General features: G+C 39.5%; 14 protein-coding genes and 1 pseudogene. 10 read left to right on the forward strand and 5 right to left on the reverse strand.

Features of this window, described 5'->3' with window-relative positions; all coding sequences use genetic code 11:
• Positions 1-411 precede the first annotated feature (411 nt).
• The 7 genes and pseudogenes from H1X92_RS15370 to H1X92_RS15405 all read left to right on the forward strand — a co-directional run bounded on the left by H1X92_RS15370 (position 412) and on the right by H1X92_RS15405 (position 5,005).
• Positions 412-1,698, forward strand: a complete 1,287-nt coding sequence (locus tag H1X92_RS15370) for an S-type pyocin domain-containing protein (protein WP_180560954.1) — start codon at positions 412-414, stop codon at positions 1,696-1,698.
• A gap of 45 nt (positions 1,699-1,743) precedes the next feature.
• A complete protein-coding gene (locus tag H1X92_RS15380) occupies positions 1,744-2,841 on the forward strand; it encodes a colicin E3/pyocin S6 family cytotoxin (protein ID WP_310740110.1) in 1,098 nt (365 codons plus the stop codon).
• 114 nt (positions 2,842-2,955) lie between these two features.
• On the forward strand, positions 2,956-3,228 hold the full coding sequence (locus tag H1X92_RS15385) for a colicin immunity domain-containing protein (RefSeq protein ID WP_180560955.1): 273 nt from the start codon (positions 2,956-2,958) through the stop codon (positions 3,226-3,228).
• Between the two features lie 110 nt (positions 3,229-3,338).
• Positions 3,339-3,683: pseudogene (locus tag H1X92_RS15390) on the forward strand (colicin); the annotation flags it as partial.
• A gap of 2 nt (positions 3,684-3,685) precedes the next feature.
• Complete coding sequence (locus H1X92_RS15395) at positions 3,686-3,943, forward strand: bacteriocin immunity protein (RefSeq protein WP_180560957.1); 258 nt, start codon at positions 3,686-3,688, stop codon at positions 3,941-3,943.
• A gap of 556 nt (positions 3,944-4,499) precedes the next feature.
• The gene (gene yefM / locus H1X92_RS15400; protein WP_180560958.1) at positions 4,500-4,751 is read left to right on the forward strand and encodes a YoeB-YefM toxin-antitoxin system antitoxin YefM; all 252 of its coding nucleotides are present in this window, start codon (positions 4,500-4,502) and stop codon (positions 4,749-4,751) included.
• Positions 4,748-5,005, forward strand: a complete 258-nt coding sequence (locus H1X92_RS15405) for a Txe/YoeB family addiction module toxin (RefSeq protein ID WP_180560959.1) — start codon at positions 4,748-4,750, stop codon at positions 5,003-5,005. Before yefM ends, H1X92_RS15405 begins: the two co-directional genes overlap by 4 nt.
• A gap of 257 nt (positions 5,006-5,262) precedes the next feature.
• Here H1X92_RS15405 and serS read toward each other — a convergent pair whose 3' ends face one another.
• The 5 genes from serS to lrp form a co-directional block, all read right to left on the reverse strand.
• Positions 5,263-6,555, reverse strand: coding sequence for a serine--tRNA ligase (serS, locus tag H1X92_RS15410; protein ID WP_180560960.1), 1,293 nt, complete (start codon positions 6,553-6,555; stop codon positions 5,263-5,265).
• 109 nt (positions 6,556-6,664) lie between these two features.
• Complete coding sequence (locus H1X92_RS15415; protein WP_180560961.1) at positions 6,665-8,008, reverse strand: replication-associated recombination protein A; 1,344 nt, start codon at positions 8,006-8,008, stop codon at positions 6,665-6,667.
• Position 8,009: 1 nt separating this feature from the next.
• The gene (gene lolA, locus H1X92_RS15420; RefSeq protein WP_370520711.1) at positions 8,010-8,612 is read right to left on the reverse strand and encodes an outer membrane lipoprotein chaperone LolA; all 603 of its coding nucleotides are present in this window, start codon (positions 8,610-8,612) and stop codon (positions 8,010-8,012) included.
• Positions 8,613-8,683: 71 nt separating this feature from the next.
• Positions 8,684-11,776: a DNA translocase FtsK 4TM domain-containing protein gene (locus H1X92_RS15425; RefSeq protein ID WP_180561013.1), complete on the reverse strand. Its 3,093-nt coding sequence runs from the start codon at positions 11,774-11,776 to the stop codon at positions 8,684-8,686.
• Positions 11,777-11,896: 120 nt separating this feature from the next.
• Entirely contained in the window at positions 11,897-12,391 is a 495-nt protein-coding gene (lrp, locus tag H1X92_RS15430) for a leucine-responsive transcriptional regulator Lrp (RefSeq protein ID WP_026822393.1), read from the reverse strand.
• A gap of 543 nt (positions 12,392-12,934) precedes the next feature.
• On the opposite strand from lrp, the gene trxB reads away from it, so the two are divergent.
• The 3 genes from trxB (at position 12,935) to cydC (ending at position 17,565) form a co-directional block, all read left to right on the forward strand.
• Positions 12,935-13,900 (forward strand): thioredoxin-disulfide reductase, encoded by a 966-nt coding sequence (gene trxB, locus H1X92_RS15435; RefSeq protein WP_180560962.1) that lies wholly within the window; start codon positions 12,935-12,937, stop codon positions 13,898-13,900.
• 157 nt (positions 13,901-14,057) lie between these two features.
• On the forward strand, positions 14,058-15,830 hold the full coding sequence (cydD, locus tag H1X92_RS15440) for a heme ABC transporter permease/ATP-binding protein CydD (RefSeq protein ID WP_180560963.1): 1,773 nt from the start codon (positions 14,058-14,060) through the stop codon (positions 15,828-15,830).
• A gap of 1 nt (position 15,831) precedes the next feature.
• Positions 15,832-17,565, forward strand: a complete 1,734-nt coding sequence (gene cydC / locus H1X92_RS15445; protein WP_180560964.1) for a heme ABC transporter ATP-binding protein/permease CydC — start codon at positions 15,832-15,834, stop codon at positions 17,563-17,565.
• Positions 17,566-17,593: the final 28 nt, after the last annotated feature.

Genomic DNA, 17,593 nt, shown 5'->3' on the forward strand with positions numbered 1-17,593 from the left:
CGATCAATTTTTTTGATAGGTAATTCAAATTAAATTAACAAAATTAAAAAAAAATAATAAATATATTACAAGATAGAACTTCGACTTATACACCAGCGTTTAATGCTGTTAATTTACCTGTTAAAAACTTAGCCAATTATTATTAAGAATATTTTGATTTGGCAAATTTTTAAAATAAGTTTTTGTGATAGTGGTTATCACATGAGAATTTAACAAAAAATTTTACCCTATTTAACCGTAAATTTTTTAAGAGTTTTTCCAACATATCGTTAACATCAGCCAAGCCGTTCATCTTCTTTTTTTTCATCGCCATCGGTGACATAAAGTCGTTTGATTTTATAAAATTGAGTTATAAAGTATCTTTTTTATTTATATAAACTAATAAGTTAGATGAACTATTGAGATAAATAAATGAAGATATCGAATAATAATTTTAACCATCATTATTATGTTGCAAAAGATAAAAAAAGTGATGACAAAACCGTTGCTGATGAAAAAACTGACAATAATAAACCCCCTGACGATGAAAAAATAGATAACCGTAGTAGCCTTGATTATTTAATAAATAAAGATAGGGATAGAGCCAGAGCGCTGTTGAAACAACAAGACAAGCCAAAGATAAGAAACAAACGTGACAGCAATGACCCCAATATAATAACGGTAATAGCGAATAAACAACCTGAATGGCTTTCTAGCAGAGAAAGTAGTTATGCATCTGATTCGCTCCAGCAGGCAATTCTTGCTAGCAAAAAACAGGCTGAAAGATCAACATCAGCCGCCATAAATGATGATTTAGTTAAGATATTAATCAATGAGCAGCATGCTCGCAGCCTGCTAAAAAAAGCTAACTCACTCGCTATTATTGGCGGTGCAGTAACGCCAGCGGGACAAATGGCGCCAGTGTTCTCTTCATCTGGTGTCGGGAGCCTGGTATTTAACAACAGCACCGGAGTTTCCTTAATTACTCAACTTAACCAGGCTGTGAATGCATTAACAAGCATGGCTGCTGAGGTTGCCTTAAAGGCCATTTCTAAAGGTTTTGTCATTGCCTCAATTTTTTATTCACCCAAAGCCGGCGAAGGTAGTGATTTAGCTCAAGGTCGAACCCTTGAGCAATTTCTTTCATTGTCAGTGCCTGCAAAAACCATGGGACTAACCAACAAGCAAGCGTTGCAACAAGCGGCGAATACATCAGGTCAAATTGCCATGCCAATAAGAGGCAAACTTGTGGTAACAGATGATAAAATTAACGTCATGGTGGTTAAGACTGATGAAATCAGACCGGTTAAAGTCATTAATGCCGTACAGGATGCTAAAACCGGATTATATATCCACTCACTACCTAAAAATAGTCATCAAACCTCTACTATTAATGTTGTCACGGCCCCCGCAAAAGAGTTGTTGCTAACAGGGCAGCCCCCCTTAATACCCAAGCTGCCTTCTGTGCCAGTCACCGTCCGTAATAACCCAACCTCGTCGCAGTATGCGCCAATCCCGCTATCCGTAACAACTGAATTCCAGGATGTTATTTTGGTTTATCCTGAAGCGGCAAAAATGGAGCCGGTTTATATAACCTATGGCTCAAAAACTCAGAGCATGGTTGACCAAGCAGCACAACAATTAGATAGCGCCAACAAATCCTTTGCGGCGATTGATAAGCAATATCAAGCTGAATTATTAGTTTTAAATAGCTTATAGACAACGCCAGAAGGGTTAGCTCTCTCTAACCCAGCAAAATATCCATTGATATATCAGCAAACGGTTGAACAACGAAAAATGACAGATAGAGAAATTGCTGTCAGGGATATGTCATTGATTAAGGTTTTACAACAACAAGGAATAAAAGCCTATATCCTTGAAGCACTAAAAAAAGAATCTCAGCAAAAAACAATCCCGGGTTTGGCACCTATATTAGTCGCGGCGCTTTATGAAACATTAGGTCATCGTTTACTTGACGCAGATAAAAAAATAGCCCAACAGCAGAAAAAATTGCAGCCTCTAATGGCGAGCCGCAAAACGGCGGAAGAAAATAAAAAAGCCGCAGCAGGTAAAGTTGAAGCGGAAATCAAACGTCTTTTTGTCTCTGAGCAAAACCTTAAAAACGTCAATAATCATTATTATCCGGCACCTGCAACTAAATTACTGGCAGATTATTTAGGTTTACAGGTAAGTCAGGCAAAAACGCCGGCAGCAGATGGCATAAACCAAAAACCGCGTTGGATGGATGCGAAAGGCGGCCAGTTATATGAATGGAATACTTTTACCGGCAAAATGGAGACTTATAAACCTGGACACTGGGAAACAGAATTAACCCCTAGTGGTAAAGCAGAACCGGTCTGGGTAGTTGAAAGTGTAATCGACCCGGTAACTGGACTTTATGGCATTACCCTACCAGATAAAGACGGTAAACAAGGCAGAACAGTTTTAATCAGTCCGCTAAAAGCACCGGGTGCCGATGGCCTAGGGCATTTACTGCACCCTGAACAACAGCAAATTATTATCCTTAATACTGGCAATAACGAACCGATTATAACACCTATTGTCCGGGTCTACCCCAACCTCATTCCGCCTGATATCGAAACACCGGTAAACGTGCCTCCCCTTGAAAACGGTTATCAACCCCTTTATGTGATGTTTAATTCTCCATTAGATGTCTTCCCATTTACACGAAAACAATTAGATAAAAAATTTAAGCATGCAAGTGATTTTGGTATTAATGATACCCAAAAGAATAGCGAAACCTTAACTAAATATCGTGACGCAATTGCAGCCCATTTAAATGACAAAGATACAATAGAAAAAGGCACTTATCCAAGAGAGAAAAATTCAAAAGTATTTTAATCAAAGAACTCATAATGTTGTAATCCTTGACAAAGATGGGTTATTTGTGTCTGGATGGAAACTTTCAGTTGGTGAGCCACAATTTAATAATTATATTGAAAAAGGGGTTTTGCAATGAGTATGAAACTAATCTCTTTAGCTATACATTTTATTGAATCTAAAATTAGCGAAGATGATTTTGTTGATAAATATATGGAACAATGGAAAAAAGAAAGAGATTCTGGCATTTCAAAAAAAGACCCAGATAAATTATCGGAATGTTGCTCTAGTGTTTTTATTTTAGCTGATTGTTATGATCCCGATCCTGATAGAAGAGAAAGTGAGTTAGATTCCGATGGATTAAAGAGAGAGGTTAAGGAAACATTGGAGAAATTTAATTTCATTTAAATAATTTATATACAATTGAGGCTGAAGTGGCATTTCACAAAGCAGAGTAAAGTAAGTAGTGTTAGATCTTGGAGATATTTATAGCAGGAAATGGGTAGGAGGTAACGGGTAATTGGTTAAATAAAGCAGGAGTAGAACTTGGTGCTCCAATACCCCGTCAGATTGCTGATAAGTTAAGAGGGAAAAAATTTGCCAGTTTCGATCAATTCCGTCAGGCTTTTTGGCAAGAAGTGGCTAAAGATCCTGAAATTAGTAAACAATTTATTCCAGCCAATAAAACCAGAATGAGTCAAGGTTTAGCTCCTCGAGCTAAAAATAAAAATACTATTGGAGGCCGACGCTCATTTGAACTTCATCATAATATATGCATTAGTAATGGTGGTAAAATATACGATATAGATAATCTTAGTGTAACCACTCCAAAGAAACATATCGAAATTCATAGAGGAACATAATAGTGAAACTAAAAAACAATATTAGTGATTACACCGAAGCTGAATTCAAAAAAGTTGTAGAAGCGATAATTAATTGTGAAGGAGATGAAAAAACCCAAGATGATTACTTGGAAAATTTCATTAGCGTTTCAGAACATCCAAGTGGATCAGATTTAATTTATTACCTAGAAAATAATAATGATGGAAGCGTAAATAATATCATAAAAGAAATAAAAGATTGGCGCGCTAAAAACGGTAAACCAGGTTTTAAACCAGAATAACGATAATCTGCATTGCTGTTACTGAAAATCATAAAACTCCAGTAACAGTAATACTTAATTGGCAGTCTAAGCCGGAACTGGTGAAATTTCCGGCTTAGTCCAGACCATGATAAAATTTATTATTTTAAATATAAAAATATTACCAAAATTTATATTACAGATTACAGGCTACTTCAATCTTACAGGTTAATTAATCATCATCTTATAATCCGTGATCCATGCACTTTTAATTGGCGGGCAATCGCCGTTACTCCCATTCCCTAAGAACACAGTTGACGAATTTTTCCCCAATCAATACTGCGCTTGCGTCCAAATTGAACAGCTTTTAAAGCCCGGGTGCCGATGGCCTGGGACATTTACTTGAGTCATAAAAGCAATAAATTGTGGCACTATTGAAAAGTTTGTTAAAAATATCAATGAATTATGAGTTGCAATTTGCAGCCTATGCTTTTGAAAAATTGGCATTGCAACATAAGTACATATATCTGTACTCATGTTGACTATTGGTTTATTATTGTTCAATGATTAGTTCTGACGTAGCAATCAAGGAGTCATAATGAAAACAGTCAATTATACCGATGCAAGACAAAACTTAACCTCTATCATGAATGAAGCGATAGATGATCGGATCCCAATTTTAATCACTAGACAAAAAGGGATCCCTTGCGTTTTGTTATCACATGATGAATACCAATCTTTAGAAGAGACGGCCTACCTGCTGCGCTCGCCAGCTAATGCTCGTCATCTATTGGATTCAATTGATGAACTCAATGCCGGTAAAGGAATTGAAAGAGATATTCAGGAATGAAATTAATTTTTACCGAACAATCTTGGAACGATTACCTTTATTGGCAGCAGATAGATAAAAAGGTAATTAAACGTATTAATGAATTAATTAAAGATATTAAAAGAGAACTTTTTTCTGGTATCGGTAAGCCCGAGCCTTTAAAACATAATTTAACCGGTTTTTGGTCGCGCAGAATAACTGAGGAACACCGTTTAATTTACCGGTTAACAGATAAGAGCTTAGAGATAGCTTCATGTCGTTATCACTATAATTAATACAATCAAGGGAAGTGCTAAGTATTATTTAGCATGCAACCTTGAGCCGCTTTAAACAATTTATTTTTCGCCTTGGACGGATTATCTATTGCCTAAATTAATCCGTTTGCTCCAGCCATCGATTATGTGACGTTTTAGAGTTATCCGTTAAGGAGTCAGGTTTACCTATTTCCAGCCATCGATTATGTGACGTTTTAGGGCACTGTTGCAACAGTGCCTCATGGTCTGTGCTATTGCAAAAATATCTTACCATTGCATTAACCAATATAGGCTAAATCCTTCATATATGGTCGCAAAACTTCAGGCACTTCGATTCGTCCATCAGCTTGCTGATAATTTTCCATAACGGCAACCAAAGTACGACCAACCGCCAAACCTGAGCCATTTAAGGTATGCAGCAACTGCGGTTTTTTATCCTCTTTATGACGGAAACGTGCTTGCATACGACGCGCCTGAAAATCCCAGGTATTTGAGCAAGAAGAGATTTCGCGATAAGTATTTTGTGCCGGCAGCCATACTTCCAAATCATAGGTTTTACAAGCGGCAAATCCCATATCGCCCGTGCACAAAATAATTTTACGATATGGTAATTTTAGTAGTTGCAATACTTTTTCTGCATGGTCGGTTAATTCTTCCAGTGCCGCCATCGATTTGTCTGGCTCTACTATCTGTACTAACTCAACTTTATCAAATTGGTGCATCCGGATCAGACCACGGGTATCGCGGCCATAAGAGCCCGCTTCAGAACGAAAACAGGGAGTATGCGCTGTCAGGCGGATCGGCAACCTTTCCGCCGCTATAATCTCATCGCGGACTAAATTAGTTACTGGCACTTCAGCAGTTGGGATCAACGCATATTGTTGATTTGATGCTTGCTCTGCCAGCGGTTTAGTATGAAAAAGATCTTCGCTAAATTTAGGTAACTGACCAGTACCATAAAGGGTGGCATGATTAACTAGATAGGGAACATAAGTTTCTGTATAACCATGTTGTTCGGTATGTAAATCCAACATGAATTGTGCCAACGCCCGATGTAAACGTGCAATCTGGCCTTTCATGACCACAAAACGGGAACCGGTAATTTTTACCGCAGCGGGGAAATCCAGTCCATCAGTTAATTCACCTAATGCCACATGATCTTTGATGGCAAAATCATACTGGCGCGGTTCACCCCAACGGCTTATTTCAACATTATCGGTTTCATCTTTACCGTCTGGTACACTTTCATCGGGTAAATTGGGTAACGTTAAGGCAATATTGCGGATCTGATCTTGGATTTGCGTTAGCTTATTTTTAGTGTTATCCAGCTCTTCAGCCAACTGGTTAACTTCCTTACGTAAATCGTCAACATCTTCACCACGTGCTTTTGCTGCACCGATAGTTTTCGAGCGGGAGTTTCGTTCTGCCTGCAAGGTTTCCGTTTTAATTTGTAAATCTTTGCGTTCTTGCTCTAGTTTACGCAACTTATCTACATCAAGAATAAATCCCCTACGAGCCAGTTTTTCAGCAACTACGTCTAGCTCATTACGCAGTAAATTTGGATCGAGCATGCTTAACCTGTAAAATTATTATTGTTTAAAAATAAAAACAACCTGTCAGTATTCTCTGATGGTTAATAGTTTCTTAGTCTGATTTGGCTACCTTACTCCATTGAGATTTTTAACGATAGCGTTTTATTGAGCTATTTTGATCCAATTCTGCCAGCCAGGATAATTTTTCGCCAATTTTGCCTTCTAACCCACGATTTGATGGAGAATAATAACGTGTTCCTTGCATCTGTGCTGGAAAGTAATTTTCACCAGCCGCATAAGCATTAGGTTCATCGTGAGCATAGCGATATTCTTGCCCTAAGCCCATCTCTTTCATTAACTTAGTCGGTGCATTGCGTAAATGGCTAGGGACATCGTAATCTGGCTTCTGTTGGGCGTCATTTATGGCGGCCTGGAAAGCATTATAGACCGCATTACTTTTAGCGGCACAAGCTAAATAGACAATTGCTTGGGCAATGGCACGCTCGCCTTCTGCTGGCCCAACACGCGTAAAACAATCCCACGCTGCTATCGCAACTTGCATCGCCCTTGGGTCGGCATTACCGATATCTTCAGAGGCAATGGCCAGCAAGCGACGAGCAACATATAACGGATCGCCACCAGCAGTGATAATTCGGGCATACCAATACAGCGCCGCATCTGGGGCAGAGCCACGGACCGATTTATGTAAGGCTGAAATTAGATCATAATAACGATCACCTTTGTTATCAAAACGCGCACTTCTTTCACCACTTACTTCCTTGAGTAAATTTACGGCTAATATTCGCTGATCTTTATCATCGATTTCAGCCATATCGACCATCATTTCCAGTAAATTTAATGCTCGTCTGGCATCACCATTGACTAACTGAGCGATCATGTCACGGGTATCATCGGGTAAAATAATTTTCTGGCCACCATAACCACGTTGACTATCCGCCATGGCCTGCTGTAAAACCATGGCAATTTCTTCATTCGCCAATGATTTCAACAGATAAACACGAGCACGTGAAAGTAAGGCTGAGTTGAGTTCAAAAGAAGGGTTCTCTGTCGTGGCACCAATAAAAGTTACCGTACCATCTTCTATATGAGGTAAAAAGGCATCTTGTTGACTCTTATTGAAACGATGAACTTCATCAACAAATAAAATCGTTCTGCGCCCTAATTGGCGATTTTGACGAGCGATTTCAATCGACTGACGGATCTCTTTGATACCTGATGTTACTGCTGAAATCTTTTCAATCGCTGCGTCCGCATAGTGACCAATAATTTCAGCCAGTGTCGTTTTACCGGTACCAGGTGGCCCCCACAAAATCATGGAATGCAGTTGACCGGCACGAATAGCACGTGCCAGAGGTTTTTCTTTAGCTAATAAATGTTGCTGACCAATATATTGCTCTAAGTTGATTGGCCGCATTTTTGCGGCCAATGGTTGAAATTCATTCGATGAAAAATCAAGTGGCAAATTACTCACCTCACCTCCTTGATCTCTGATCATCAAGGGTTACACCTTGTGGCGGCACAAATTTAAATTTATCGTCATCAACATGACTATTTTGCTGACCCTTGAGTTGATATGAACTCATCTGGCCATCTTGCTCTACCGCAGTAAACTGTTGAATAGTACCATCAGGCTGGACAGTAATGGAAAAATGTTTCAGATTTCCCTTATTTTTTGTCGCAGTTAACAGGAAATCATCACCATTTTGGCTGATGTGATAACGTTTCCAGTCCTGCGGATCGTTACGGGTGATCAACATAAACGGCGTATCGGTCGTTGCCTCACTCAATAAAGTTACCGTAACCTGCTCAACAAAAGGATTGTAGAACCAAAGATTGGTGCCATCAGAAACTAACCAACTTTCATCCGGTGATACCATATGCCAGTTAAATAAATTTGGCCGCTTGATCCAGAGTTGACCTTCACCTTGCTGTATTAAATCACCATCAACACTGGTTACCTTTTGCGCAAAATTAGCATGAAAACTATTTATTTTATTTAGGCGCATTTGCAATTGTGCAGCCGCATCCGCCCAAACCTGGCTAATATGAAAACTTATTACTAACAAGCCTAACATTATCAGTTTTTTTATCAAGTCATGACCTTTGTATTTATCATATTTATTAGTTTTTGAAAAATATTTTTCCATCAATATTCTGCTGGTGGTGGTGTTAAAACTTCGCGATTACCATTATGGCCCGGCTCACTAACAACCCCCCGAGCCTCCATCTGCTCAACAATTCTAGCCGCTCGATTATAGCCAATACGAAATTGTCGCTGCACGCCCGATATAGAGACACGCTGCTTTTCCGTCACAAACTCAACCGCTTGATCAAATAAGGGATCTAGCTCTTCATCACCATCATAACCATTACTACCTTCACCCTCTTCACCACCCTTAGTGATGTTATCTATATATTCAGGTTTACCTCTCGCTTGCCAATCTTTGACCACATCATGCACTTCCTGATCGCGAACAAAAGCACCGTGAACACGAATTGGAATAGAGGAGTTTGGCGGTAAGTAAAGCATATCGCCCATGCCTAATAAAGATTCGGCGCCACCTTGATCAAGAATGGTGCGAGAATCTATCTTACTTGATACAGTAAACGCAATCCGAGTGGGTATGTTAGCCTTAATTAAACCAGTAATAATATCAACCGATGGCCGCTGGGTCGCCAAGACTAGATGAATACCGGCTGCTCGCGCCTTTTGTGCCAAACGCGCAATTAGCTCTTCCACTTTTTTGCCGGCGGTCATCATCAGATCAGCAAATTCATCGACCATAACAACAATATAAGGCTCTTTCTTCAGTACTGGATGGCTACTATCCATACTATCGCCTGGTTTCCAAAATGGATCAGGTATTGGACGTCCCATGCGCTCAGCGGCATTAATTTTATCGTTATAGCCCGCCAGATTTCTTACGCCTAAAGCTGACATAAGTTTGTAGCGACGTTCCATTTCATTAACACACCAACGCAGTGCATTCGCCGCATCTTTCATATCGGTGACAACTTCGGTCAGCAAATGCGGAATGCCTTCATAAATAGAAAGTTCCAACATCTTAGGATCGATCATAATAAAGCGAACATCCTCAGGTTTTGCTTTATACAAGATACTGAGGATCATGGCATTAACCCCTACCGATTTACCCGAACCGGTGGTACCGGCAACTAACAAATGCGGCATTTTTTCTAAATCAGCAATAACAGGTTCACCTTCAATATCTTTACCTAATACAATGGTTAATGGTGATGAGTTACGGCGAAATTTATCACAATCAAGCACTTCACGTAGATACACCGTCTGGCGCTTTTTATTGGGTAATTCTAAACCTACATAAGGTTTACCCGGTATCACCTCTACAATACGTACCGCAGTTGCCGATAAAGAACGTGCTAAATCTCTAGATAAATTAGAAATACGTGCCGCCTTGACGCCAGGGGCTAAGTCCAACTCAAAGCGCGTAATAACTGGCCCAGGTGAAAAACCAACCACTTCCGCTTTTACCCGATAATCGCTTAAACGTGCTTCAATTAAACGGGATGTTTGTTCCAACGCAAACATATCAACCGGTTCGTTGTGGTTTGGTGGGCTGGCAAGCAGATCTAATGAGGGCATTGGCGTCGTGGGTTTTGGTAATGGTTGATCATTACGTACCAGAAAAGGATGAAAAAGACTTCCCTGCTCAGGTAATGTCTGCGCTACCTTTTGCTTTTTATCCTCAGGCGCTAATGATGTTTGACTACTATCTTGTGCTACTTGCTGCTGCAATATCTCTGCCTCTTCTTCCAATGGCCATTTATGTTCAACTTGTGGTTGGCTGTCAACGAATGCATTTAATTCAGTTTCATCTGCTGCAATGGGCTTGTCATCCACATCAATGTTAGCTGTTGGTTGATTTAGGTTATTAGTTATGTTGGTGTTGTAACGCTCATTTTGCTGTTGCAAAAACTGATCACGTAATTTATCTTCATTCCAATCATCAATAGTAAACTCCGCACTATCAGACTGAGTGGCGGGATTTTGAAAAGCTTTTTGCTCTGCATCCAATTCCTGTTCTTTCTGTGTTGTTAGACGATTACCATAAAGCTCGCGCCGTGTTGGTAAACGAACAGGATTAGGGCGCGGAAATTCGGGACCAATACCTTTTTTAATTTGTGACTTTACCGGTGTAAAAGCAGTACTAGCGTCAGCTTCCGCATCTTTTTTTGTTACTGAGAAAATTGACGGGTCAGCCAAATTTGGGGCTTCTTTTTGATCGCTAACTTGAGTAACCTGATTAGGATCTATCCGTTGATTGAGATCAATCTCATCATCCATTGGAACGGGGATATTTGACGGTTTGCTAAAGATATCTTCATCATATTTGTCTAGTGTTTCTGCCTGAATATCAAGGGCGCCTTTAGCTTCAGCAGGCGTCAAAGACTGTACCTTATCTCGATAAAACTCATCGTTTTTATTATTACTCAATCCTTCTTTCGCTAACTGTTTAATTGGAGCGGTTGAAAAAAGCACATCATCTGGATCGATATAATCTGCTGTATCTGATGTGCCATCGTATAATTTAGCCGGATGAGGTGAGACATAAGCTTTTGTTGCTTGATGCTTGTTATTACTACGACTACGATTAGTGATAAGCGTTATTGTCGCTAACACCAGTGCTCCAATCTTTTCCGCAATCGTTAACCATGACCAACCTGTAAATAAGGTGAAACTAATAACCCAAATACAAAGTAACGCTAATGTGGTTCCTAATATATTAAACCAAGGCAGAATGGCATTACTAAAAACACTACCAATAATACCACCGGAGGAAAAATTAGGTAAATCATCAATATTAAGTGCTGCCAGGGCACACGAGGTAATTATTAACGCTAACCCACCGATCAGGCGTAAGGAAAGAACAAAAAAATCCAGGCAATCCTGATTATCGATATCTTTAAATACATTCCAACACCCTAATAACATGACTAATGGTATAACATAGGCTAAGATGCCAAAAACAGAGAAAAGAATATCGGCTGACCAAGCACCGATGCCGCCAGCTAAATTTTTAATCGGTTCATTCCAAGTCGTCTGTGACCAGCTAGGATCGGAAGGATGAAAGCTTATCAGAGCCACCATTAAAAAAATCGCCCAGATAGTAATTATCAGTAAAATAACCTCTATCAGTATCTTGCCATTACTGATTTTTTTTAACTTAATGTTTTTGTCTTCTGTATATTCCTGGCCCAAAACTAACACTCCAGGTTTTTCCTGTTGATTGAAAGGAACAACGCTGAGTAATGCTCAGCGTTGAAACTGTATGCATAAACAGGAGTGTACCTAACTTTTTCCGGTTTTGCATCTATTTGATTAACGAGTCTTAATGACCAAACGATTACTCTGTTTCACCTCTTCCATTACTACATAAGTCCGCGTGTCATTGACACCAGGGAGACGAAGCAAAGTCTCGCCTAATAATTTACGATAAGCAGACATATCGGGAACCCGTGTTTTAAGTAAATAATCAAAATCCCCAGAGACTAAATGACATTCCTGAATCCCTTCCAGTTTTTGCACAACAGCATTAAACTGTTCAAAAACATCTGCAGCACCACGGTTTAAGGTGATCTCAACAAAAACCAATAAAGATGCATCGAGATAGTGTGGATTTAATAAAGCGGTATAACCTGAAATAAAACCTTGACGCTCCAAACGACGCACACGTTCCAAACAAGGGGTCGGCGATAACCCTACTCTCTTAGAAAGCTCTACATTAGAAATACGACCATCCTTTTGTAATTCATTAAGTATGTTCCTATCGATACGATCAAGATCTTTTCCTGGACGCTTTTTGTTATCAATCATTTCGTTATCTCTCTTTTATCTATTTTTATACCCATTACATTCCCTATTTTCTTTTCTTATTATTGAATTGGAAAAGATGCAATAAGGTTAAACTCCGCCTGACCATTAGTATTTGTAGTATAATTCATCTTGTAGATAAATCATCTGGTTAGTTTTCAATTTGATAATGAAAAGTAGGATATTTATCTATTTGTTTAAATGATGTTCAATTTCAATTAATCAAATGAGGTAATTAATCCTATAAGATGTTTTCTCAAATACACAACCGATTGTCAAAGATTATGAATAAAAATCAGAACATCATAGGGAAATGAATTCATTATTAACTAATTGTCAATAAGACATAAGAAAAATTCTCAATTTAAATCGTTATTTCACCAAAAATAATCTTTTTTCATGACTTGCCTTAATAAATAAAATGTTAAAACAAGTCAACAAAGAATGACTATTCCTTATCATCTTTTCATTCAATTTACTTTTTTTAATTTTACTAATCTCCTACAATCGCCACATTAAATATATATTCTTACAAATGGAGCACCCATGAAAACCAACAATCATAGTAAGGTTATAATTCTGGGATCTGGCCCAGCTGGCTATACAGCAGCTATTTATGCCGCCCGAGCAAATTTAAATCCGGTATTAATTACTGGCATGCAACCAGGGGGGCAATTAACCACCACTACCGAAGTTGAAAATTGGCCAGGAGATCATACCGAGTTAATGGGCCCGGTATTGATGGAACGCATGCTGCAACATACTAAAAAATTTACTGCACAAGAAAATATTATTAATGATCACATTTATGCGGTTGATCTGCAGCAACGGCCGTTCAAGCTCACCGGTGATAACGGAATCTATAGCTGTGATGCGCTTATTATTGCAACTGGCGCCTCAGCTCGCTACCTGGGTTTACCGTCTGAAGAAGCCTTTAAAGGTCGTGGCGTTTCAGCCTGTGCTACCTGCGATGGCTTTTTCTATCGCAACCAAAAAGTGGCGGTAGTGGGTGGTGGAAATACCGCTATTGAAGAAGCACTTTACCTATCAAATATTGCCGCAGAAGTCCATGTCATTCATCGACGTGACACGTTTCGTGCCGAAAAAATTCTCATCCAACGGATGATGGAAAAAGTAAAAACTGGCAATATTGTGTTACATACCAATTTTACCCTTGATGAGGTATTAGGTGACAATAGTGGTGTCACTGGCATCAATTTGCGTTCAACCGAAAATGACAATCTAAAGATGCTTGCTGTGACTGGCGTGTTTATTGCTATTGGCCATACCCCCAATACCAGTATTTTTGCCGATCAGTTAGTGTTAGAAAATGGCTACATTCAAGTGCAATCTGGCACTAAAGGCAATGCAACCCAAACCTCAGTTGAAGGTGTTTTCGCTGCTGGTGATGTCATGGACTATGTCTATCGTCAAGCCATTACCTCAGCAGGTACTGGTTGTATGGCTGCCCTTGACGCCGAACGTTATTTAGACGCGCTATACCGCAAATAAATGTTACAAATTATAATAACCTGATAAATTTCTTTAACAGGCGCGGTCGAAATAGCGCCTTTTTATCTGTAACATACCTATAAAAGTTGATATTTGATAAAATTAAAATCAACACATTGTCATAATTAACTTATCACCGGTATATAAAATCATCATTATGGATAAACAAAAACAAACTGAGTTGGTTAATTGGTTGAAACAACAATCAGCTCCAGCAAAACACTGGCTACGCTTATCCATGTTACTGGGAATTATTAGTGGCTTACTAATCGTTATGCAAGCCTGGCTTTTAGCTTCCCTTTTACAAGCATTGATTGTAGAGAATCTACCTCGAGAACAACTGCTAGTTCAATTTGTTTTACTTATTTGTGTATTTACTTCAAGAGCGATAATTAACTTTATGCGGGAAAGTGTTGGATTCGTTTGTGGCAAAATTGTTCGTCAGCAGATCCGTATCATGGTGCTAAATAAACTTGACCAATTGGGGCCTGTTTGGGTTAAAAATAAACCCGCCGGAAGTTGGGCAACGATCATTTTAGAACAAATTGAAGACATACAGGATTATTATGCTCGCTATTTACCGCAAATGTATTTAGCCGCTATGATCCCGATTATCATTTTGATTGCAATTTTCCCAATTAACTGGGCTGCTGGCTTAATTTTATTTATCACCGCACCTTTAATTCCCTTATTTATGATATTAGTAGGGATGGGTGCCGCTGATGTCAATCGGCGAAATTTTGTGGCGTTAGCCCGATTAAGCGGCAGATTTCTCGATCGTTTACGTGGACTTGATACCTTACGACTTTTTTTGCGGGCTAAAAAAGAAGTAAAAGATATTGAACAAGCAACCGAAGAGTTTCGTCAAAGAACGATGGAAGTCTTACGTATGGCCTTTCTCTCTTCGGCAGTATTAGAATTCTTCGCATCAATTTCTATTGCCATTGTCGCAGTTTATTTTGGTTTCTCTTATTTAGGAGAATTAGATTTCGGAAATTATGGCATACCAGTTACCCTTTTTGCTGGCTTTTTGGCCTTGATACTCGCTCCGGAATTTTTTCAGCCACTACGGGATTTAGGCACTTATTACCATGCTAAAGCGCAAGCAGTAGGTGCAGCAGAATCTTTATTTACATTATTAGCCAGCATAGAACAACCATCGCCACAACCACAAAATAATCAGCTAATTGCGCCGGTTAAACCACTAACGATTACTGCGCATCAGCTAGAAATTTTTTCTCACGATAATGTACGCTTGGCTGGCCCGCTAAATTTTACCCTACTGCCAAACCAGCGGATTGCTTTAGTCGGCCAAAGTGGGGCTGGCAAAAGTTCCTTGTTAAATGTGCTACTCGGTTTTCTACCTTATCGCGGCTCGCTAATGGTTAATGGAATCGAACTTAGGGATCTCGATATGACTGATTGGCGCAAACAACTTAGCTGGGTTGGTCAAAATCCCCATTTACCCGCACAAACCATTATTGACAATATACGTCTCTACTCACCGGAAGCTTCCGCAGCAGCAATCAATACAGCAATGGAAAATGCTTATGTAACTGAGTTTACCGAGCATTTACCCGCGGGTCTTGATACTCAAATTGGCGAAAATGCTGCTCGCTTATCCGTTGGACAAGCGCAACGAATTGCAGTCGCCCGCGCACTATTAAACCCCTGTCATTTGCTTTTACTCGATGAACCTGCTGCTAGCCTTGATATGCAAAGTGAGCAACGTGTGATGACCGCACTTAATATGGCTTCTACTAAACAAACAACTTTGCTGGTTACTCATTTGTTAGAAGAAGCTGCCACATACGACCAAATATGGGTCATGGAAAATGGTTTAATTATTGAACAGGGCACTTATAACAAGCTAAGTCAGACTACAGGGGCTTTTAGCCGCCTGTTAACTTATCGCGCAGAGGAGATATAATATGCGTGTACTACTCCCTTTTCTTGCGCTTTATCGTCGTCATTGGGTACTGCTTAATCTTGGTATTTTGTTAACCATTGTTGCGGTACTGGCGAGTATTAGCCTACTGACTTTATCAGGTTGGTTTTTAGCCGGAACGGCTCTTGCTGGTGCTGCCGGGCTTTATACTTTTAATTATATGCTACCAGCAGCAGGTGTTCGTGGTTCAGCCATTATCCGCACGGCCAGTCGTTACGCCGAACGATTAGTTAACCATGATGCAACTTTTCGTGTTTTAGCCCATTTAAGGATATTTACTTTTCAAAAACTATTCCCACTATCCCCTGGCGCTATCGCACACTATCGCCAAGGAGATATTCTTAATCGTCTGGTCGCTGATGTCGAGAGCCTTGATCATTTGTATCTACGGGTGCTTTCTCCCATATTCGCTGCTTTGGTTATTACTATTTTGCTCACCCTAGCATTAAGTACATTAGACTTACAGCTTGCCCTTACTTTGGGCACAATTATGCTCTGTTTGCTGATTACTTTACCCTTTTTCTTTTATCAAGGGGGAAAATCTATCGGGCACGATATCACTATATTACGTAGCCAATATCGCGCTTGTTTAATCAATATTATCCAGGCACAAGCAGAGCTAACTGTTTTTGGTGCATTACCTCGCTTTCGACAAGTATTGACCAATCTAGAATCCAACTGGTTAAAGCGCCAGCAGCAGCAAGCTAACTTAACCGCGCTATCACAATCTATTATGATTTTTATCTCCGGCTTTACCGCAACCCTACTAATGTGGATGGCAGCAACCGGAGTTGGTGAGCAGCATAAACCTGGTGCACTTATTGCCCTATTCGTTTTCTGTACCTTAGCTGCTTTTGAAGTTCTTGGACCAGTAGCTGTTGCATTTCAATATTTAGGACAAGTTGTTACTTCGGCAAATCGCTTAATGGAGTTAATTAATCAAAAACCAGCAGTGACATTTCCGGCTTCAGGCATATCAACGAGTGATAAAGTTGAGATCAAATTGCAACAAGTGCATTTCAGTTATCCCCAACAACTGCAACCAACATTAGAAAATATCTGTTTGACACTTAATGCAGGTGAACATGTTGCGCTACTAGGTAAAACTGGTTGTGGTAAATCTACACTGTTACAATTATTAACGCGTGCCTGGGATGTTAGTTCAGGCCAGATCTTGATAAATGGTCAGCCAATTAATCACTATAATGAGCATACATTACGTAAATTAATGGCGGTAGTACCACAGCGAACCCATATTTTTAGTGATACCTTGCGTAATAATCTGCTAATAGCAAAAGATGATGCCAGTGATACTTTACTGACAAAAGTATTAAAACAAGTCGGTTTAGATAGCCTGATTAAAAATCAAGGGCTGGATAGTTGGATCGGTGAAGGAGGTCGACAACTCTCAGGTGGTGAACAACGGCGATTAGGTATCGCAAGAGCCCTACTTTATGATGCACCTGTTATTTTATTAGATGAACCTACTGAAGGATTAGATGCAAAAACTGAAAACCAGATCCTGCTTCAGTTGCAGCAACACTGCTGCGACAAAACCTTGTTAGTGATTACCCATCGCTTACAAGGATTGGATAAAATGGATCAAATATATGTAATGGATGATGGAAAAATTATTGAGCAAGCAACGTATAAGGAATTATTACAATTGCGAGGGCGCTATTTTCAATATTATCAAGCCAAAATAGTACTAACATAATTATAAAATTAGCTAATAGGATGGTTAT

Origin of the sequence: Arsenophonus endosymbiont of Apis mellifera (assembly GCF_903968575.1) — a bacterium.
GTDB classification, from domain to species: Bacteria; Pseudomonadota; Gammaproteobacteria; order Enterobacterales; family Enterobacteriaceae; genus Arsenophonus; species Arsenophonus apicola.